Annotated in this window: 16 protein-coding genes; 5 read left to right on the forward strand and 11 right to left on the reverse strand. The window is 70.5% G+C overall.

Annotation, left to right across the window (positions count from 1 at the left end; translation table 11 throughout):
• Positions 1 to 42 precede the first annotated feature (42 nt).
• On the forward strand, positions 43 to 1,212 hold the full coding sequence (locus tag ACFYUZ_RS20615) for a P1 family peptidase (protein ID WP_389311232.1): 1,170 nt from the start codon (positions 43 to 45) through the stop codon (positions 1,210 to 1,212).
• Positions 1,213 to 1,299: 87 nt separating this feature from the next.
• Here ACFYUZ_RS20615 and ACFYUZ_RS20620 read toward each other — a convergent pair whose 3' ends face one another.
• The 9 genes from ACFYUZ_RS20620 to ACFYUZ_RS20660 are packed head-to-tail and all read right to left on the reverse strand — an operon-like array spanning position 1,300 to position 11,014.
• Complete coding sequence (locus ACFYUZ_RS20620) at positions 1,300 to 2,772, reverse strand: non-reducing end alpha-L-arabinofuranosidase family hydrolase (RefSeq protein ID WP_389311234.1); 1,473 nt, start codon at positions 2,770 to 2,772, stop codon at positions 1,300 to 1,302.
• Positions 2,772 to 3,515, reverse strand: a complete 744-nt coding sequence (locus ACFYUZ_RS20625; RefSeq protein ID WP_389311656.1) for a cupin domain-containing protein — start codon at positions 3,513 to 3,515, stop codon at positions 2,772 to 2,774. Before ACFYUZ_RS20625 ends, ACFYUZ_RS20620 begins: the two co-directional genes overlap by 1 nt.
• Positions 3,512 to 4,372: a PmoA family protein gene (locus ACFYUZ_RS20630; protein ID WP_389311235.1), complete on the reverse strand. Its 861-nt coding sequence runs from the start codon at positions 4,370 to 4,372 to the stop codon at positions 3,512 to 3,514. Before ACFYUZ_RS20630 ends, ACFYUZ_RS20625 begins: the two co-directional genes overlap by 4 nt.
• Positions 4,369 to 5,415 (reverse strand): Gfo/Idh/MocA family protein, encoded by a 1,047-nt coding sequence (locus ACFYUZ_RS20635; protein WP_389311237.1) that lies wholly within the window; start codon positions 5,413 to 5,415, stop codon positions 4,369 to 4,371. Before ACFYUZ_RS20635 ends, ACFYUZ_RS20630 begins: the two co-directional genes overlap by 4 nt.
• Positions 5,412 to 6,452, reverse strand: coding sequence for an endo-1,4-beta-xylanase (locus ACFYUZ_RS20640; RefSeq protein ID WP_389311239.1), 1,041 nt, complete (start codon positions 6,450 to 6,452; stop codon positions 5,412 to 5,414). The genes ACFYUZ_RS20635 and ACFYUZ_RS20640 overlap by 4 nt, the downstream gene beginning before the upstream one ends.
• 26 nt (positions 6,453 to 6,478) lie before the next feature.
• The gene (locus ACFYUZ_RS20645) at positions 6,479 to 7,876 is read right to left on the reverse strand and encodes a glycoside hydrolase (protein ID WP_389311241.1); all 1,398 of its coding nucleotides are present in this window, start codon (positions 7,874 to 7,876) and stop codon (positions 6,479 to 6,481) included.
• 36 nt (positions 7,877 to 7,912) lie between these two features.
• Positions 7,913 to 8,743, reverse strand: a complete 831-nt coding sequence (locus ACFYUZ_RS20650) for a carbohydrate ABC transporter permease (protein WP_389311243.1) — start codon at positions 8,741 to 8,743, stop codon at positions 7,913 to 7,915.
• Entirely contained in the window at positions 8,740 to 9,729 is a 990-nt protein-coding gene (locus tag ACFYUZ_RS20655) for a carbohydrate ABC transporter permease (RefSeq protein WP_389311245.1), read from the reverse strand. The genes ACFYUZ_RS20650 and ACFYUZ_RS20655 overlap by 4 nt, the downstream gene beginning before the upstream one ends.
• Entirely contained in the window at positions 9,722 to 11,014 is a 1,293-nt protein-coding gene (locus ACFYUZ_RS20660; protein ID WP_389311247.1) for an extracellular solute-binding protein, read from the reverse strand. Before ACFYUZ_RS20660 ends, ACFYUZ_RS20655 begins: the two co-directional genes overlap by 8 nt.
• A gap of 233 nt (positions 11,015 to 11,247) precedes the next feature.
• Between ACFYUZ_RS20660 and ACFYUZ_RS20665 the strand changes: the two genes are divergently transcribed.
• The 4 genes from ACFYUZ_RS20665 to ACFYUZ_RS20680 all read left to right on the forward strand — a co-directional run bounded on the left by ACFYUZ_RS20665 (position 11,248) and on the right by ACFYUZ_RS20680 (position 17,724).
• The gene (locus tag ACFYUZ_RS20665; protein ID WP_389311249.1) at positions 11,248 to 12,261 is read left to right on the forward strand and encodes a LacI family DNA-binding transcriptional regulator; all 1,014 of its coding nucleotides are present in this window, start codon (positions 11,248 to 11,250) and stop codon (positions 12,259 to 12,261) included.
• 9 nt (positions 12,262 to 12,270) lie between these two features.
• The gene (locus ACFYUZ_RS20670) at positions 12,271 to 14,493 is read left to right on the forward strand and encodes a glycoside hydrolase family 3 N-terminal domain-containing protein (protein ID WP_389311251.1); all 2,223 of its coding nucleotides are present in this window, start codon (positions 12,271 to 12,273) and stop codon (positions 14,491 to 14,493) included.
• Entirely contained in the window at positions 14,490 to 15,971 is a 1,482-nt protein-coding gene (locus ACFYUZ_RS20675; protein ID WP_389311253.1) for a glycoside hydrolase family 43 protein, read from the forward strand. The genes ACFYUZ_RS20670 and ACFYUZ_RS20675 overlap by 4 nt, the downstream gene beginning before the upstream one ends.
• Positions 15,972 to 16,281: 310 nt before the next feature.
• On the forward strand, positions 16,282 to 17,724 hold the full coding sequence (locus tag ACFYUZ_RS20680) for an endo-1,4-beta-xylanase (protein WP_389311255.1): 1,443 nt from the start codon (positions 16,282 to 16,284) through the stop codon (positions 17,722 to 17,724).
• Positions 17,725 to 17,793: 69 nt separating this feature from the next.
• Here ACFYUZ_RS20680 and araD read toward each other — a convergent pair whose 3' ends face one another.
• Together araD and araA are read right to left on the reverse strand one after the other, a co-directional pair.
• The gene (gene araD, locus ACFYUZ_RS20685; RefSeq protein WP_389311257.1) at positions 17,794 to 18,507 is read right to left on the reverse strand and encodes an L-ribulose-5-phosphate 4-epimerase AraD; all 714 of its coding nucleotides are present in this window, start codon (positions 18,505 to 18,507) and stop codon (positions 17,794 to 17,796) included.
• A gap of 47 nt (positions 18,508 to 18,554) precedes the next feature.
• On the reverse strand, positions 18,555 to 20,063 hold the full coding sequence (gene araA / locus ACFYUZ_RS20690; protein WP_389311259.1) for an L-arabinose isomerase: 1,509 nt from the start codon (positions 20,061 to 20,063) through the stop codon (positions 18,555 to 18,557).
• Positions 20,064 to 20,088: the final 25 nt, after the last annotated feature.

The raw sequence follows: 20,088 nt of genomic DNA on the forward strand, positions 1-20,088 counted from the left end.
CGACGCCCGAGAACCCCCTAGTCACACGGAGAACCCCGCATCATGCCCCTCAGCGCCACCGAGGCCGTCCCCGCCCACCACACCCCCTCCGGCCGTCCCCGGGCGCGCGCCCTCGGCATCCCGCTCGACGGCACCCCCGGGCCCTGGAACGCCATCACGGACGTCAGCGGCATCGAGGTCGGACACGTCACCCTGATCGAGGGCGAAGGCGTACGCACCGGCGTCACCGCCCTGCTCCCGAGAGGCCGTGAGGGGGTCGGCACGCCCTGCGCGGCCGGCTGGTACTCGCTCAACGGCAACGGCGAGATGACCGGCACCACCTGGATCGAGGAGTCCGGCGGCTTCGACCTGCCGATCGCGCTCACCAACACCCACGCCGTCGGGGCGGTCCACACCGGCGTGGACCAGTGGGTCGCCGAGAACCGTCCGCGGCTCGCCGCGCAGTGGATGCTCCCCGTGGTCGCCGAGACCTGGGACGGCTACCTCAACGACATCAACGGCCGCCACGTCCGCCCCGAACACGCCGTCGCCGCCATCGACGCGGCAGCCTCCGGTCCGCTGGAGGAGGGCTCGGTCGGCGGCGGCACCGGCATGAACTGCTACGGCTTCAAGGGCGGTTCGGGAACCTCCTCCCGTGTCGTCGAGTACGGACCGGACACATGGACCGTCGGCGCCCTCGTCCAGGCCAACTTCGGCGACCGGCGCGAACTCGTCATCGCCGGCGCACCAGTGGGCCGCTCCCTGCTCGACGACAACCCGCTGGAGGACGACGACTGGTTCCAGCGGGACCTGGGAGGCACGCCCGGCCGCGTACCGGGCGGGGCGGGTTCCGTCATCGTCCTCCTCGGCACCGACGCGCCCCTCCTCCCCGGCCAGTGCAAGGCCCTCGCCCGCCGCGCCGCCCTCGGCCTGGCCCGCACCGGCACCAGCGGCGGCCACTTCTCCGGCGACATCTTCCTCGCCTTCTCCACCGCCAACGCCGGTGCCCTGAACAGCGCCTTCCCCGAGGGGGAGCCGACCGAGGAGGACTACGACAACCTCCGCTTCGTCCCGTGGGGCCGGATCGATCCCTTCTACGAGGCGGCCGTGCAGTGCGTCGAGGAAGCGGTGCTCAACGCCCTGGTCGCCAACGAGCCCATGACCGGCCGTCGGGGACACCGCACACCGGCCCTCCCGCACGACCGGGTCCGCGCCCTGCTCGGTCTCGCCTGACCCGGGCCGTCCGCCCGGCGCCGCTCTCCGGCCGGCCCCCACCACGAAGGGGATCTTCCGCGTCGGAGCCGGACCGGTGTCACCTCGTCAGCGCTGCAGGGTCAGCAGACCCGGCCGGTAGGGCCACTGGCCGTAGTCGCCGCCCGAGCCGGGGGCGCGTCCCTGGTAGAGGAACCGCAGGTTGCAGGGATCGACCGTGAAGGTCTGGTCGGCGCCGGTGCGGATCAGTTCGCCGTGGCTGATGTCGTCGGTCCAGGTGGCGCCGCTGTTGGCCTTGCCGGCGAAGGGGTTGCTCTCGGTCGCGGCCTGGGGTGTCCAGGAACCGTTCAGGCTGGTGGCCGTGAACGAACGGAAGTACCGGCCCTGCGCACCGTCCGCCTCGACGATCATGAGGTAGCGGTCCTGGCCCCGGAGCTTGTAGACCTGCGGGGCTTCGAACAGGTTCTTCACCGTGTCGCTCATGACCGTCGTGTACGACGAGCCGAAACTGCCCGGGAAGTTCCCGATCGGCATGCTCGCCCGGTAGATCCTGCCGTTGTCGCCGGCGAAGAACAGGTACATGTTCGTGCCGTCGGCGATGAGCGTCTGGTCGATGGGCCCGGTTCCGGAGTCGGCGATGCTTCCGGAGAAGAGTTCCTGCTCCGCCGACCAGCCGTTCGGGTTGGTGGGGTCGGTCGACGTCCGGTAGGAGAAGGCGGTCCTGCCCCACTGGTAGGCGAGCACCCAGATGTTCTTCGGCGCGAAGTAGAAGAGCGTGGGCGCGACGGCGGAACTCGACATCGTGTTCTGGCCGGCCGAGGCCATCTCCGGCCAGTCGGTGAACGGGGTGAAGTTCATCGACCCCCAGCCGGCTCCCGTTCCCGTGGTGCCGTGCGTCGTCGCGTAGACGAGCTGCCTGCCGTTGTAGGGGGCGACGGTGAAGTCCTTGAGCGAGGCCCACCCCGCCTTGGGCTGCGCCAGCGCGCCCGTCGACGACCAGCGGTACGTCGAGGGGAGGGCGCAGGTGCCGGGGGTGCCGCCGGCGACCTTGACGAGCTGCCACTGCTGGTTGGCGCCGCCCCAGTCGTCGTACTGGACGATGTTCGCGCCGTCGGCGGTGGAGGCGCCCTGTACTTCGAGGGCCTTGTCGCTGTGGCGGGCGATGAACCGCACGTAGCCGTCCGCGCTGTCGGCCGGCCGCCACTGCTGGCCGGTGCCGTTCAGGTCGGTCCACTGGACGACCGGGGCGCCGTTGGCGGTGGACCCGTTCCGGACGTCCAGGACCTTGCCGGAGTGGCGGGACTTGACGCGGTAGTAGCCGTCGCCGGAGGCGACGAACTGCCACTGCTGCTGGTTCTGGTCGTTCCTGGTCCACTGGGTGATGCGGGCGCCGTCGCCGGTCGCCAGGTTGTAGACGTCCAGGGCCTTGCCGCTGTTGCGGTTGACCAGCACGTACCAGGCGTTGGTGTCGACGGTCGCCGCTGCGGCGGGCGGGGCACCGAGGAGAGTGGCTCCGAGCAGCAAGGAGGACAGGACCGCGAGGACGAGACCCAGGACCAGGGGTGGACGGCGAAATCTCATCAGGAGAGCTCCTTCGGGGGACGGAGGTGAGAGGACCCCGGCGAACCGCTCGGCGGACGCGTCGGGGGGACGGGGACGGGATAGGGGTGGAGGAGACCGCACATGCCGAAGATCGGGTCCTCCGGGCGCTCCAGTCGCGACAATGCGCCGCGCTCGAGGTGGGAGAGGTCCCCGCTCTTCAGCGCGTCCAGTTGGCAGCCGGTCGTGAGGGTCGCCGCCAGCGGGCCGTCACGCCAGCGGATCCACCAGGCGTCGAGCAGCTCGCTCTTCAGGCGGTGGGCCGCGGTGTGGAACTCTCGTAGCCCGCCTTCGCGCAGGGCCAGGAAGCCTTCGAGTGCCAGGTCGCGGCGGCGGCGCGCCGCCGCCGCGCGGTCGCCGGTCAGGTCGGCCGCCTCCCGGTAGGCCTCAGGATCGGCCAGCACGGGGGCGGGAAAGGTGAAGACGGCGTCGCCCGCCTCGGGGAGTCCGCTGTTCTGCATGAGCACCACGAGGCGCAGGCCGCCGGCGTTGACGAGACGGTGGATCGTGCCGGGGGTGAACCAGACGACGTCGCCGGGGCGCAGCGGGGTGTCGGCGAAGCCGGAAGCGGTGAGGGTCTGGACGCTGCCCTCGCCGTCGATGACGACGTACGCCTCGGAGCAGACGAGGTGCATGTGGGGCGTCCCCCCGCACAGCCCGTCGGCGGCCTCCCAGTCGTACACGGTCAGGCTGGAGATGCCCACGCTGCCGGGGAGCGGGGTCACCACGGGTGTTCCTCTACGTGGCGGGCCAGGCGCGCGGGGGTCCACGCGCCGTCGGCCACGACGATCCGGTAGCGGCGCGACAGGGTGTCGCCCGGGGGCAGCGGCAGTTCCTTGTCGAATGCCAGGGACGGGTTGACGGCGGGGAGGGGCTCGCTGCGGACGAACCAGTGGCAGGGGGCTTCCGGATCATCGAGGAACAGCAGCGTGGAGGAGCGGTCGACCTCGTCGTGCGTGCCGACGAAGGCCAGCCAGTCGCCCCGCTCGCCCATCGCGGGGCCGATCACCTCGCCGCCGGTGAAGTCGCGCGGGCCGCGCCAGAAGAGGCCGGAGTATCCGGCGAGTTCTCTGCCCTGCGTGCCGGGGCTCCCGAACATCAGGGGGGTGTCGAGGACGTTGGTGAGCGCGGTGGTGACCTCCAGGGTCCAGGAGTCGGTCTCGACGTCGCGTGCGGTCAGCGTGCGGCGTTCGTCGATCCAGTGCTCCCCCGCCATCGTGCACCAGGCGAGGTCCTCGGTGAGGACGGCGCGGTCGTGGTCCGTCTCGGCGGACACGGTGAGGCTGCGCATCGTGCCGAGGTTCGGCAGGTCGACGTAGCCCCGGCCGCGCAGGTAGGTGCCGCCGCCCCAGAAGTTCTGGCCCGACACCCATGACGCCGTGAACTGGATGCCCTTGTGCCAGCGGTGGTCGTGCGGCCGGTATCCGGTGACCACGTCGCCGGCGAGCGTGCGCACCGGATGCAGATAGGGCTTCGGTGCCTCGAAGGGGTCCATGACCGGCCGGTGCACATAGCGGAAGAGGTCGACGTCGCGGGCCCGGACGGTCAGCGAGTCCTCGCTCCCGTGGAGTTCGAACGTCATCGGAACACCTCCGGCCGTCCCCCGTGGAGCGAGCCGTAGAAGGGGTCGGCCGCGTCGATCTCCCCGCGCCGCACCGGCAGGCCGGTGATCGCGGCCTTGTACAGGGCGGTGACGAGTTCCATGGTGGCTCTGCCGAGGTCCGGCCGGATCCCCGCCTCGTAGCCGTCGAGGAAGTCCGCGAGCTGGGCGGTGTGCGAGCTGGGCAGGTCGTCCGGTGGCTCCCACTTCGCGTGGGGCGACCCGGCGGTGAACGTCCAGTCCGCGTTGGAGTAGCCGTACAGGTGCCGCAGCTCGACCGTGGCGTCGGCGAGGTCGAAGCGCAGGTAGCTCTCCTCGCGCGGGGAGAGGACGCTGTTGACGACCGTCGCGATGGCTCCGTTCCCGAACCGGACCAGGGCCGCGGACACGTCCTCGGTCTGGACGGCGCGGTCGAGGCGGCCGGCCATCGCGCGCACCTCGGTCCACGGGCCGAGCACGTCGAGCATGAGGTCCATCTGGTGGATGCCGTGGCCCAGCGTCGGGCCACCACCCTCGCTCCGCCAGGTGCCGCGCCAGGGCACCTCGTAGTAGGCGTCGTCGCGGTACCACGCCGTGACGCACTGCGCGACCAGCGGACGGCCCAGGGCCCCGGCCGCGATCCGGTCTCGGAGGTACCGGGCCCCCGAGCCGTACCGGTGCTGGAACACCGCGCCCGCGACGGCGGTCCCCTCGGCGGCCCGGATCCGGTCGAACTCGGCCAGCGACAGGGCCACCGGCTTCTCGCACCACACCCACGCGCCCGACTCCAGGCAGGCCACGGCCTGTTCGGCGTGCAGGAACGGCGGCGTGCACAGGTGCACGACGTCCGGGCGCTGTTCGTCGAGCATCGTGCGCAGATCGGTGTGGACCGCGGGGATGCCGTGCTCGGCCGCGAACGCCTCGGCGCGCGCGATGTCCACGTCGACGGCCGCCACGATCTCCGCCCGGTGCGCCTGTGCCCGGAGGGCGGGGACGTGGCAGACGCCGGCGATCCCGCCCGTTCCGACGATCGCCGTCCTGATCATCCGCCGAGCACCTTCCTGATGGCGTGGTAGGCGGGCTTGGGCTGGAGGTTCTCGTCGTAGGGCAGTGCGGCGCCCTCCTCGGGGAAGACTCCGGGGATCCACGAGTACTTGTCCGTGTAGTCCCAGATGGTGACGCCGACGCATTTCCTGACCGCCAGGCAGGCCTTGACGTAGTCGGCGTACCAGGCGGCCTGGGTGGCGAGCTTCTCGGGAGTCGCCGGGAGCCGCATCCGGATGTCGAGCTCGGTGATCGCGACGTCGACCCCGAGGTCGGCGAAGCGCTGGATGTTCTCCTGGACTCCGGCGGGGAAGCCGTACTGGAGTGCCAGGTGGCCCTGAAGGCCGAAGCCCTCCACCGGGACGCCGTCGGCCTTCAGCTGCCTGATGAGCTTGTAGTAGGCGTCACTCTTGGCGTTGACGCCGTCGACGTTGTAGTCGTTGAGGTACAGCTTGGCGTGCGGGTCGATCTCGTGGGCCCAGCGCAGGGCGTCGGCGATGTAGCCGGGGCCGAGGGTCTTGTAGAAGAGCGTCTCGCGGTAGGTGCCGTCCTCGTTGAACGCCTCGTTGACGACGTCCCAGTGGATCACCCGGCCCTTGAAGTGCCGGACCTCCGTCTGGATGTGGTTCTTGAGGACGGCGCGCAGTTCGCCGGCGGTCCAGCCGCGCTCGGTGAGCCAGGCGGGGAGCTGGTTGTGCCAGACGAGGGTGTGGCCGCGGACCTTCTGGTGGTGGTCCTCGGCGAAGGCCATGACCTCTTCGGCGGCGGTGAAGTCGAAGACGCCGCGCCTGGGTTCCGTGGTCTCCCACTTCATGGCGTTGCCGGGGGTGGTCTGCCCGAACTCGCTGCCGAGGAGCTTCAGGTAGGCGGCGTCGGTGAACTCGGGGTTGTCGGTGGCCGAGCCGAAGTACTTGTGGTGCTTCTCGGCCAGTTCGGCGAGCGTCCTGGGGCGGGGCTCGGCGGTCGCGGGCGCGGCGGCGAGGCCGGCCGCCAGGCAGACGGCGGCGGACAGGGCGATGAGGTGCCGGGACACGGGCATGGATGACTCCTCCGGTGCTTGGCGGTTCAGTCGAGGACGATCGTGGTCAGCGCGCGCGGGGCGAGCGTGGCCGTGAGGGTCGTGCCCTGCGTGGAGACGACGTCGGCCGGGGTGATCGAGCGGGTCTCGTCGGTGACGTAGCCGTCGGGGTGCCGGTCGTGTCCGCCGCGGAGGGCGAACTCGGCGGACTTCTCGGTGGTCGCGGTGTTGAGGATCTCGATGACGCGACTGCCGTCGGTGTTGCGGAAGGCCGTGATGCGCAGTGCCGGGTCGGCGTCGGTGACCGGCACGCGGACGGCGCCGGGGCGGATGAACCGGCTGAAGGCGGCCAGTGCCCAGTACCGCTTGGACACCCGGTAGCCGTCGCCGGGGTCGGCGAGCCGGATGAGCCCCCGGGTCGCGCCGAGGGACGCCCCGGTCCAGTAGACGTAGGCGTTGGCGTTGCCGACGGTCAGGGTGTTCTGGATGTCGGCCGCGACGGTGAGACCGTCGTAGCCGCTGCCGTCGTCCCAGTGCTCGTTCCAGGTGGTGCCGTCCGGCGACCACTCCGACATCCACACGTGCTTGTCGGTCGGCTGCGGGACCGTGGTCGGACCGCTGTAGCGGTGGCCGGTGACGGTCCGGACGGCCTTGTCGGCCTCCGGGTCCGCCTCGATGGCCTCGGTGAAGGCGACCTGCCGGTCCCAGCCCGCGGCGTCGCAGCAGACCACCCCGGTCTTCAGTCCGGACGCGCGGACGGTCGGCCCGAGCACCTTGAGGAAGTCGACGGCCTGCCGCGGGGTGAAGCGCATCGAGGCGTAGGTCGCCGTCCAGTCGGGTTCGTTGGTGAACCCGAGGTCGGTGATGTCGATGCCTTCCCGCTCGTAGAACTTGGCGTACTGGACGAGGTAGTTCGCGTACGCCTGGCGCCAGGCGGGAAGCAGCTCGCCGCCGTCGTTCTCGCTGCCGTTGGTCTTCATGAAGGCCGGCGCGCTCCAGGCGTCGGCGTAGAACCGTTCGACGCCGTACGCCTTGGCCTCCTTGGCGAGCCAGACCTGGCCGCCGTCCCAGACGTCCCAGACGTACTCCGGTGTGGCGTCCGGTCCGCCCGGATCGGCCGGCAGAATCGTCGGCATGTGGTCGTAGACCCGGTCGGTCGACGATCCGATGCCCAGGCGCAGGATCGACAGGCCCGCGCCCTTGTCCTTGCTGAGCAGCAGGTCGAGCACCTCGCGCCGCTTGGCAGGGCTGAGGCCGCGCGCGCCGTGCAGCAGGTCGGCCCGCTGGAAGGCCATGGAGAAGCCGAATCCGTCGATGGGCTGGAGTCCGGCCCGGAAGTCGATGGCGGGGCGGGCGGGGTCGGCGGCGGGCGGCGCGGGGTCGGCGGCGGCTTGCGATGTGAGCGCTAACATCATGACGGCCGTCAGGGCGGTCAGGCGTTTCACAGGATCTCCTCGGGGGTGGAGGTCACGCGGGGCGGGTCAGCCCTTGGTGGCGCCCGCGGTGAGGCCACCGATCAGCTGGCGCTCGGCGACCGCGTAGAAGGCGAGGGCGGGGACCATCGCGAGCACGATGTAGGCGAGGACGAGCGCGTAGTCGGTCGAGTACTGGCCCTGGAACTGCTGGACGCCGACCGGGATCGTCTGCCATTTCGGGTCGTTGAACACCAGCAGGGGCAGGAAGAAGTTGTTCCAGCTCGCGACGACCGCAAGCACCGAGACCGTGCCGAGCGCCGGACGCGCCATCGGCAGCAGGATCTGCCAGAAGAAGCGGAACTTGCCGCAGCCGTCCATGGTCGCGGCCTCCTCGATCTCCGCCGGGACGGTCCGGAAGAAACCGCGCAGGATCACGATCGTCATGGGGAGCCCGAAAGCCGCCTGCGGGAGGATCACTCCGAGCGGGTTGTCGAGCAGGCCGAAGGTGCGCAGCATGAGGAAGAGCGGCAGGACGGCCACGGCGAACGGGAACATCAGCCCGATCGTGAAGAGCGTGTAGAACAGCTCCCGGCCCCGGAAGGCATACCGGGCCAGGACGAACGCCGCCATCGCGGAGGCCACCACCGTGCAGACCGTCGTCCCGATCGCGATGCCCGCGCTGTTGGCGATCTGCCGCCAGAACATGCCGTCGCCGAGAATTCCGGTGTAGTTGGCGATCTTCCACTGCTCCGGCAGCCCGAACGGGTTGTTCGTCAGTTCCGCGGTGCTCTTGAGACCGGAGATCACCGCGTAGAGCAGCGGTACGGCGACGAACGCGGCGATCAGCCAGACCACGGCGTGCAGCGAAAGGCCGCGTGCCGTGCCGCGGGCGTTCATCGGTCGCCTCCCGAGGTGACGGCCCCGCTCAGGTCACGGCGGAGCACGTAACGCTGGTAGAAGAGGGAGAAGACCAGACTGATCATGAACAGCACCACGCTGATCGCGCTGGCGTAGCCGACCTGGTACCGCTTGAACCCGAACTGGAACATCGCGATCGCCATCGTCTCGGAGGAGTGGTTGGGCCCGCCCGCGGTCATGACCCAGACGAGGTCGAAGAGCTGGACGGACCCGATGACGGAAAGGAAGACGCTGATCCGGATCGTCGGGCCGAGCAGCGGCAGGGTCACGTACCGGAAGCGCTGCCAGGCGCCGGCGCCGTCGATGGAGGCTGCTTCGAGGATCTCGGACGGGATGCCCTGCAGCCCGGCGAGGAAGAGCATCATGTGGAAGCCGAAGTACTTCCAGATCATGACGACGAACAGGGTCGGCATGACCGTCGAGGGATCGGCGAGCCACTTGCCCTGCAACCCCTCCAGGCCCAGGAGGCCGGCGAGGTGGTCGGCCATGCCGGCGCCGGGCAGGAAGATCATCGTGAAGAGGACCGCCGTGACCACCTCGGAGAGGACGTACGGCGCGAAGAACAGCATCCGGTAGACGGCCCGTCCACGGAGCCTCTGGTTGAGCAGGACCGCGGTGAACAGGGCGAACGGCAGCTGCACCGTGATCGACAGGACGATCAGGTACAGACCGCGCCCCAGGTCGCCGAGGAAGACCTGGTCGTCGAAGAGCTTGGTGTAGTTCGCGAAGCCGACGAAGTCGTCCATGGGGCCGATCCCGCCCCATTTGAAGAAGCCGGTCCAGACGGCGACGACGATCGGGGCGAGGACGAAGACGAGGAAGAGGACCAGGGCCGGGACGAGGAACCAGGCGACCGACGCCCAGTCTCCCCACCCGCGCAGGCGCGACGGGGCCCGGAGTGGCGGGGGCGCCGGCACGGCCTCCTCCGTCCGCTCCTCTGTCAGGGTGGACACGGAGCTAGGCACTCTTCGCAGCCTCGGTGATCGAGGCGGTGACCTGCTCGGGCGTCTTCTTGCCCGCCATGAGGTCGGCGACGCTGTCGTTGACCTCCTGGCCGACCGCCGGCGGGTACGCCTGGTCGAGGAAGAGCTGGAAGCCCGTCGCCTCGACCAGGCTCTCGGCCACCACCTTCTTGTTGGCGTCGGTGAGCTGCTTCTCGGCGCCCTTGACCACCGGCAGGTAGCCGTTGGAGGCCAGCAGCTCGGACTCGTTCTCCAGGACGAAGAACTTCAGGAAGTCCAGGGCCTCCTTCGGGGCGCCCTTGCGCAGCGCGAAGCCACCGCCGCCGCCGAACACCTCGGTGACCTGCCCGACCCCGCCGTCGACCGTCGGGAAGGGGAAGAAGCCCAGGTCCGCTCCGAGGTCGGCGCCCGCGTCCTTCTGCACCGACGGTCCCCACTGCCCCATCAGCTCCATGGCGGCCTTGCCGTTGCCCATGGTCGCGGCCTGGCCGCCCGGGGTGGCGTAGCCGGCGCCGAGGAAGCCCGGCTGGAACGGCTGGAGGTCGACGAGCTGCTTGAGGTGGACGCCCGCCTGGACGAAGCCCGCACCGGTGAAGTCCTTGGTGGTCGCGGCCTTCTGCAGGGCGGGCAAGCCCGCGACGCGCATCGCGAGGTAGGCCCAGTAGTAGTGGCCGGGCCACTTCTCCTTGCCGGCGAGCGCGATCGGGGTGACGCCCGCCGCCTTGAGCTTCCTGACGTCGTCGAGGAACTCGGCCCAGGTGGCCGGCGGGGTGGTGATCCCGGCCTTGGCGAAGAGCTTCTTGTTGTACCAGAAGCCGACCATGCCGATGTCGTAGGGCACCCCGTAGGTCCGGCCCCCGAACCGGTAGGCCTGCAGCGAGACGGGGGTGAGGTCGGACGACCAGTCGAGGAGGTCGGTGAGGTCCTCGACCAGCCCCGCGTCCACCTGCTGCTGGAGCACGCCGCCGCCCCAGGTCTGGAAGACGTCGGGGAGCCTGCCCGAGGAGGTGGTGGCGGTCAGCTTGGACTTGAACGCCTCGTTCTCCAACGAGGTCGTGTGGATCGCGATGTTCGGGTGGGCGGTCGTGAACGCCGAGGAGATCTGCGGGAAGAGGGACTTGCCCGGTTCCGTCGTGGCGATGTTCCACCACTCGAACGTCACCTTGCCGTCGGCGGACGGTCTGCCGCCCGACCCGTCGGCCCCACAGGCCGCGGTCATGGAGACGGACAGTGCGGTCAAGCCCGCGAGTGCCAGGAAGCTTCGTCGGCTCGGGAGGGTGCTGGCCATGGGACCTCCGGGGGTGAGGAGCGCCGATACGTGCCCGAAAATTTTTCGAAATACTCTCGAATTCCGCGTTGCCACAAACTAGGAACGTGAGCCTTCCCGGTCAAGACCTCGCGTCAATTTATCTACGGGCAGCGGCTGTTCACGGGGTTGACAAGCAGGTCGGGCCGCCCAGAAACTCATCGAAAGTTTGCGATACCTATCGCGGTCGAAGGCATCCGTGCAGAGGAGAGAAGTTGAGCGAGCAGCGCCCGACCCTGGCCGTCATCGCCGCGGAGGCAGGGGTTTCCCAGGCCACCGTGTCCAAGGTGATCAACGGCCGCTCCGATGTCGCTCCCTCGACACGCGAACGGATCGAGGGCCTGCTGCAAGCGCACAACTACCTCCCACCCGGCCGGCAGGGCAGAGCCCGCAGATCGGGTCTCGTCGACCTGATCATCGGCGGTCTGGACAGCGCGTGGGCGGTGGAGATACTGCGCGGCGTCGAGGCCGAGTGCGCCCGGCGGAGCGTCGGCACCGTGGTGTCGCTCGTCCCGCCGGGCGAGGCCACGCCGTCCAGTTGGACCGCACTGCCGGTCCTGCACCACAGCGACGGCGTCATCCTCGTCACCGCCTCGGTCACCCAGGCCCAGCGCGCCCAGGTCGAACGGGCCGGGGTGGCGCTGGTCGTCATCGACCCGATCGACCTGCCGGGCAACGGCGTGCCGAGCGTCGGGGCGACCAACTGGGCAGGCGGCCTCGCCGCCACCGAGCACCTGCTGGAACTGGGGCACCGCCGGATCGCCACGATCGGCGGACGCAAGGAGATGCTCTGCAGCCAGGCCCGCATCGACGGCTACCGGGCCGCCCTGGAACGGGCCGGGATCGAGGTCGACCGCGACCTGATCCGGTTCGGCGACTTCCAGCACGAGGGCGGATTCCGGTGCGCCCAGGAGCTGCTCGCCCTCCCCGAACCGCCGACGGCCGTCTTCGCCGGGAGCGACCAGCAGGCGATGGGCGTCTACGAAGCCGCCCGGCAGGCCGGACTGAGCATCCCTCAGGACCTCAGCGTGGTCGGCTTCGACGACCTGCCGATGTGCGACTGGCTGTCACCGCCGCTGACGACGGTGCGTCAGCCGCTGGAGGAGATGGGCCGGGTCGCCGCCCGCACACTGTTCCAGCTTCTGGAGGACCAGCCCCTGGTCAGCCCCCGGATGGAGCTCTCGACCGAACTCAAGGTCCGGCTGTCCACCGCCCCGCCTCGTCCCTAGGAGAACCCCTTGACCGAGCCCTGGCGTGACCCCCTCCTGCCCGCCTCCGTACGTGCCGCCGATCTGCTGAGACGTATGACGCTGGAGGAGAAGACGGGGCAACTCGCCGCGTTCTGGGCGTTGCCCTCGAACCCGGGAGCACCCGTCGCGCCCATGGAGGACGATTCCGGTGAGTCCGCGCCGGGTCTCGACGACATCGTCGCCCATGGGCTCGGCCAGCTCACCCGGGTGTACGGCACCGCGCCGATCACCGCGGAGGCCGGAATGGAGCGGCTCGCCTCGCTCCAGCGGCAGGTGACCGGGGCCGGCCGGTTCGGGATCCCGGCGATCGCCCACGAGGAGTGCCTGACCGGGTTCATGACGTCCGGAGCGACGGTCTTCCCCGGGCCGCTGGCCTGGGGCGCGTCCTTCGATCCCGGGCTCGTGCGCCGGATGGCCGCCGCCATCGGCGCCGGGATGCGGCGGGTCGGCGTCCACCAAGGGCTGGCTCCGGTGCTCGACGTGGTCCGCGACTACCGGTGGGGCAGGACCGAGGAGTGCATCGGCGAGGACCCCTATCTCGTCGGAGCGATCGGCACCGCCTACGTGCAGGGCTTGGAAGGCGCCGGCATCGTGGCGACGCTCAAGCACTTCGCCGGGTACTCGGCCTCGCGCGGCGGCCGGAACATGGCGCCCGTCGCCTCGGGGCCCCGCGAGTTCGCCGACGTGCTGGTCGAGCCTTTCGTGCGGGCACTGCGCGAGGGAGGCGCCCGGTCGGTGATGAACAGCTACACCGACGTGGACGGCGTCCCGGCGGCCGCCGATGAACGGCTGCTGACCGAGCTGCTCAGGGGGGAACTCGGTTTCAGGGGCGTCGTCGTGGCCGACTACTACGCCGTCTCCTTCCTGGAGACCCGGCACGGCGTCACCGGCTCGCGCGGCGCGGCCGGCGCGCTGGCGTTGACCGCCGGGATCGACGTCGAGCTGCCCACGGCCCGCTGCTACGGCGAGCCGCTGACCGAACTCGTGCGGTCGGGGAGCGTTCCCGAAGCGCTCATCGACCGGGCCGCGGAGCGCGTCCTGCTGCAGAAGGCCGAACTCGGTCTGCTCGACCCCGACTGGGAACCCGTCAAGCCCGAGGCGGTCGACCTCGACCCACCGGAGAACCGGGCACTGGCCAGGCTCCTGGCCGAACGGTCCACCGTGCTGCTCGCCAACGACGGCATCCTGCCGCTGCGGCCGTGCCGGGTCGCGATCAGCGGGCCGTACGCCGACGACCCCCAGTCCTTCCTCGGCTGCTACTCCTTCCCCAACCACGTCGCCCTGCCGGGCGACCCCGGGCTTGAGATCCCGACGCTCGGCGAAGCGCTCACCGCTGCCGGGTTCACGGTCACCGCGGACGATCCGGAGGTGAACGTGCTGGTGCTCGGGGACCGGGCCGGCATGTTCGGCCGGGGCACCTCGGGAGAGGGCTGCGACGCCGAGACCCTCGACCTGCCCGGTGACCAGGCCGCGCTCGCCTCCGCCGTTCTGGACTCCGGGGTGCCGACCGTCCTGGTCGTGGTCTCGGGGCGGCCCTACGCGCTCGGCTCGCTGGCCGAGCGCGCGGCGGCCGTCGTCCAGGCCTTCTTCCCCGGCGAAGAGGGCGGGACGGCACTGGCTCGGATCATCAGCGGGGCCGCGGAACCGTCCGGGCGGCTGCCCGTCTCCATCCCCCGCCGAGCCGGCGGCCAGCCCGGCACCTACCTGCGCTCCAGGCTCGGCGGGCGCACCGACTGGAGCTCGGTGGACCCGACTCCGCTGTTCCCCTTCGGACACGGGCTGAGCTGGACCCGTTTCACCTGCTCGGAACTCTCGGTGGATCCCGTCGCCTCGACGGACGGGGTCGTCACCGTCTCGGTCACCGTGCGCAACGTCGGAGAGGTGGCCGGGACCGAGGTGGTCCAGCTGTACCTCTCGGACCCCGAGGCGTCCGTCGTCCGGCCGGAGAAGTGGCTCGCCGGATTCGGCAGGGTCGAGCTGCAGCCGGGCGCGGCCGCCCGGGTCACCTTCTCCGTCCATGCCGACCGGACCTCGTTCACCGGACTCGACCTGCGCAGAAGAGTGGAACCCGGGGAGATCGGCGTGGCCGTCGGACGGTCCAGCGGCGATCTTCCGCTCCAGGGCTCCTTCACCCTGCACGGCCCCGTGCGCCACCCGGCGGTCGACCGGGTGCTGTCCGTGCCGGTCGAGATCGTCCCGGTGATCTCATGAGCACGCCGTTCGGTGATCCCGTGCTCCCCGGGTTCCGGCCCGACCCGTCCGTCTGCCGGGTGGGGGCGGACTACTACCTGGTGACGTCCAGCTTCGAATGGTTCCCGGGCCTTCCGGTGTTCCACAGCCGCGATCTCGTGAACTGGCGGCGCCTCGGCTCCGCGCTCGACCGGCCGTCCCAGCTCGACCTCGACGGATGCGAGCCTTCCCGGGGCCTGTTCGCACCGACCATCCGGCACCATGACGGGGTCTTCCATCTCGTCTGCACGCTGATGGACGGCCCCGGCCATTTCGTCGTCACGGCGACCGACCCGGCGGGGCCGTGGTCGGAGCCGCACTGGCTGGAGGGCGAGGGCTTCGACCCGTCGCTGTTCTTCGACGACGGGCCGGACGACGGGGACGGCCGGGCCTGGTTCACCGCCGCCCGCGTACGGGACGAGGCCGCCGGCCACACCGAGATCTGGATGCGCGAATACCTCCCCCGCGAGCGACGGCTCACGGGACCCGAGTACGTCCTGTGGTCGGGAAGCCACCCCAGCGCCCGATGGTCGGAAGCTCCGCATCTCTACAAGATCGACGGCAGCTACCTCCTGCTCACCGCCGAGGGCGGCACCGCCGAGGACCACAGCGTGGTCGCCGCCCGCGCCGACCGTGTGACCGGCCCCTACGAGGGCGCCCCCGGCAACCCGGCTCTGCCTCCCGCCCCGAAGGGTCCGGTCACCTGCACCGGACACGCCGATCTGGTGCAGACGCCGTACGGCGACTGGCGGGCCGTCCTCCTGGGCGTCCGACCAGGTTCCGCCCTGGGCCGTGAGACCTTCCTCAGCCGAGTCACCTGGCACGACGACCTGCCTGCCTTCTCCCCCGTCGCCCACGCCGGCCTTTCCCGCCCCCTCCACGACGACTTCGCCACCCTCTCCGCCGACTGGAGCACCCTGCGCACCCCACGCACGCGGTTCTGGACCACCGGCGACGGGCTCCGCCTCCAGCTCCGCCCCGAGCGCCTCGGCGAACGCACCGCCCCGTCCCTCCTGGTCCGCCCCCAGGAACAGCCCGACTGCGACGTCTCCACCGAACTGCACTTCGTCCCCGCCGCACCGGACGAACAGGCCGGCCTCGCCGTCGTGATCGACGACGACACCCATCTCCTCCTCCTTCGCACCACGGACGGACTCGGTCTCCGCCGCGGGCCTGACGTCCTGGCCCGCGCTGTCGTCCCGCCGGGCCCCCTTCGCCTGGGGGTCCGCATCCGCGGCTTCGGCCACACTTTCGCCTACGCGGCGCCCGACGGCGCCTGGCAGGACCTGGCCACTGTCGAAGCCACCTTCCTCACCCCGCTGTTCACCAGCGTCCAGCTCGGCCTCTACGCCACCTCCCACGGCCGCCCGTCCACGAACCAGGCCCATTTCCCGTGGTTCGCCCTCACGTATCCCCACCGGCCCTCCGGGGCGAACGAAATCGACGATCCGGAAAGGTGACCCGAGGCGTTCATTCGTTGACGAGGTGAGCGGTCCCTGTCGAAACACTTTCGACAGGGACCGCTTTTCCGTCGCGTCGGCGGAATTCCCCGGTTCCGAAACATCTTCGAAACGCTTGACATGGTCACGCCCTGTTTCCACACTGATTGACGAGGCGCCACCGCCCCTTTCCTGTGTGCCGCGGAATCTGCCTCACATCATTTTCACCCTGCTGATCCGCATCCCTTTTCCCTGGACGCGGACATCGTCGTCGCGGTTTATCGCCGCCACGCCCCCACCCATCCGTGATTTCCGCTCTGGAGGTCCAGTCATGCGTTCACACGCCATTCCCCCGCCCGCCGTCCGCCGGAAGATCGGCGGCCTCTGGGCGGCGCTGATCGTCGGCGTCCTCGGCTCCGCCGGCGTCCTGGTGGCGCCGCCGGCCTCGCACGCCGCCGAGAGCACGCTCGGCAGCGCGGCGGCGCAGAGCGGCCGGTACTTCGGCACCGCCATCGCGTCGGGGAGGCTCAACGACTCGGCGTACACGACGATCGCGGCCCGCGAGTTCAACTCCGTGACGCCCGAGAACGAGATGAAGATCGACGCCACCGAACCCCAGCAGGGCCGGTTCGACTTCACCGCCGGCGACCGCGTCTACAACTGGGCGGTGCAGAACGGCAAGCAGGTGCGCGGGCACACCCTCGCCTGGCACTCCCAGCAGCCCGGCTGGATGCAGAGCCTCAGCGGCAGCACGCTGCGCCAGGCGATGATCAACCACATCAACGGCGTGATGGCCCACTACAAGGGCAAGATCGCCCAGTGGGACGTCGTGAACGAGGCCTTCGCCGACGGCAGTTCGGGCGCCCGGCGCGACTCGAACCTGCAGCGCACCGGCAACGACTGGATCGAGGTCGCCTTCCGCACCGCACGCGCCGCCGACCCGACCGCCAAGCTCTGCTACAACGACTACAACGTCGAGAACTGGACCTGGGCCAAGACCCAGGCCGTGTACGCCATGGTCCGGGACTTCAAGCAGCGCGGCGTGCCGATCGACTGCGTCGGCTTCCAGTCGCACTTCAACAACGACAGCCCGTACAACGCCAACTTCCGCACCACCCTGCAGAGCTTCGCCGCCCTCGGCGTCGACGTGGCCGTCACCGAACTCGACATCCAGGGTGCCCCGGCCACGACCTACGCCAACGTGACCAACGACTGTCTGGCCGTCCCGCGCTGCATCGGCATCACCGTCTGGGGCGTACGCGACACCGACTCCTGGCGGGCAGACCAGACGCCGCTGCTGTTCAACGGCGACGGCAGCAAGAAGCCCGCCCACACCTCCGTCCTCAACGCACTCAACGCGGCCTCCCCCACGCCCACTCCGACCCCCTCCCCCGGCTCCGGACCGATCAGGGGCGTCGCTTCGGGCCGCTGCCTGGACGTGCCCGGCGCCGTCACGACCGACGGCACCCAGCTCCAGCTGTGGGACTGCAACAACCGCGCCAACCAGCAGTGGACCTACACCGCCGCGGGTGAGCTCAGGATCTACGGCGACAAGTGCCTGGACGCCGCCGGCACCGGAAACGGCGCCAAGGTGCAGATCTACAGCTGCTGGGGCGGCGACAACCAGAAGTGGCGCCTCGACTCCGACGGATCCGTCGTCGGAGTCCAGTCCGGCCTCTGTCTCGACGCCGCCGCCAACGGCACCGCGAACGGCACGCCGATCCAGCTCTACTCGTGCTGGAACGGCGGCAACCAGCACTGGACCCGGTCCTGACCTGCCTGCAGTGACACCCGCACCACGGAGGGGAGCCAGGATGATCCCGGCTCCCCCCCCTCGGCGCGGTCAGGCGGAGGGAGGGTTGCCGTAGTAGGCGTCGGGGCCGTGCTTGCGGGTGAAGTGGCGGTCCAGGACGTGCTGCGGCGGTTCGACCGTGCCCAGGGCGATGGTGTGGAGGGCCATCTCGGCCACCGCCTCGCAGACGATGGCGTGCTCCAGGGACGTGGTGGCGTCGACGCCCCAGGTGAAGGGGCCGTGGTGGGCGACCAGGGCGCCGGGTACTTCCCGGGCCCGGATGTCGTCACGGCCCAGCAGGTCCACGATGACCTGACCGGTGTTGTACTCGTAGTCCGCGGCGCACTGCTGGGAGGTGAGAGGCGCGGTGACGGGGACGGGGCCGTTGAAGGTGTCCGCGTGGGTCGTGCCGAGCACCGGTATCGGACGCCGGGCCTGGGCGAAGGCGACGGCGTGGGTGGAGTGCGTGTGGGTCACCCCTCCGATGGAGGGGAAGGCCAGGTAGAGACTGCGGTGCGTCTCCGTGTCGGTGGACGGGCGCAGCCGGCCGTCCACGACGCTGCCGTCGGCCAGGGAGACGACGACCAGGTCCTCCTCGCTCAGCACGTCGTAGGCCACGCCCGAAGGCTTGATGACGAAGACGCCGGCCTCGCGGTCCACACCGCTCACGTTGCCCCAGGTGAGGGTGGCGAGGCCGGCTCGGGGGATGCGGAGGTTGGCCTCCAGCACCTCTCGGCGCAGCTCCTTGGAAACGGTCGTGCTCACGGAGGACTCCGTCCTGGCGGGGGTGGAGGCGGTGGCGGCGGGGGTGTTCACAGGCTCTGGGCCAGACGGTGGTAGGCCTGGTTCCAGCGCAGCTCGCGCGTGAAGCGCCGGACGGTGGTGTCCTCGTCGATGACGGCGAGCTCGGTCCGCAGCATCTCTGCGAGGTCTTCGAGCTCCTCGCCGCCGAGGGCCGTGGTCAGGACGGTGTGGTGCGGCGCTCCGGCCGTCAGCCATGCCTCGGTCGAGGTGCGGAGGTCGGGGCGGGGGCGCCAGACGGCACGGGCGACGGGGAGCTCGGGCAGCGGCTCGGGCGGGGTGACGACGTCGATGTGGTTGGCGACGAGGCGGAACCGGTCGCCCATGTCGGCGAGACCGACGACGACGGCCGGGCCGGGATCCGCGTCGAAGACGAGGCGGACCGGGTCCTCGCGTCCGCCGATGCCGAGCGGGTGGATCTCGCAGGCGGGCGTCGCCGTCGTGAGCGAGGGGCAGACCTCGAGCATGTGGGCGCCGAGGATGAGCTCCTGGCCGGGCCTGAGGTCGTAGGTGTAGTCCTCCATGAAGGAGGTGCCGCCGGGCAGGCCGTGGGCCATCGCCTTCAGCGTGCGCAGCAGGGTGGAGGTCTTCCAGTCTCCTTCGCCGCCGAAGCCGTAGCCGTCCGCCATCAGGCGCTGCACGGCGAGCCCGGGCAGCTGGCGCAGGCCCCCGAGGTCCTCGAAGTTGGTGGTGAAGGCGCGGAACCCGCCTTCGGTGAGGAAGGTGCGCAGACCGGCTTCGATGCGGGCGGCGTAGCGCAGGGAGTCGTGGCGCTCGCCGCCGGTCCGCAGTTCGGGCGCGAGGGCGTAGAGGTCCTCGTACTCCTTGACGAGGGCGGAGACGGTGTCCTCGGGGGCGGCGTCGACCGCGGCGACGAGGTCGTTGACGCCGTAGGTGTTGACCGAGACCCCGAACCGCAGCTGTGCCTCGACCTTGTCGCCCTCGGTGACGGCGACGTCGCGCATGTTGTCGCCGAACCGGGCGAGTCTGAGGGTGGTGAGTTCGGATCGGCCGACGGCGGCGCGGGCCCATCCGGCGATGCGGTCGACGACCTCGGGGGTCGAGACGTGGCCGGCGACGGTCTTGCGCGGGACACCGAGGCGGGTCTGGACGAAGCCGAACTCACGGTCGCCGTGGGCGGCCTGGTTCAGGTTCATGAAGTCCATGTCGATGGTGGACCAGGGCAGTTCGCGGTTGGCCTGGGTGTGCAGGTGCAGCAGCGGCTTGCTCAGGGCGTCGAGGCCGGCGATCCACATCTTGGCCGGGGAGAAGGTGTGCATCCAGGCGATCAGGCCGATGCAGCGGTCGTCGGCGTTGGCCTCCAGGCAGACCGCGCGGATGGCGGCCGCGTCGGTGAGGACCGGCTTCCACACGAGGCGGACGGTCATCTGGGGCCGGCCGGCGAGGGTGTCGCAGATGGCGCGGGACTGGTCGGCGACCTGGGCCAGGGTGTCGTCACCGTAGAGGGCCTGGCTGCCGGTGAGGAACCAGATCTCGCGGTCGGGCTGGGCGAGCGTCATGTCGGGTGTGCTCCTCGGGGGTGCT

Origin of the sequence: Streptomyces sp. NPDC004266 (genome assembly GCF_042874095.1) — a bacterium.
Classification (GTDB): domain Bacteria; phylum Actinomycetota; class Actinomycetes; order Streptomycetales; family Streptomycetaceae; genus Streptomyces.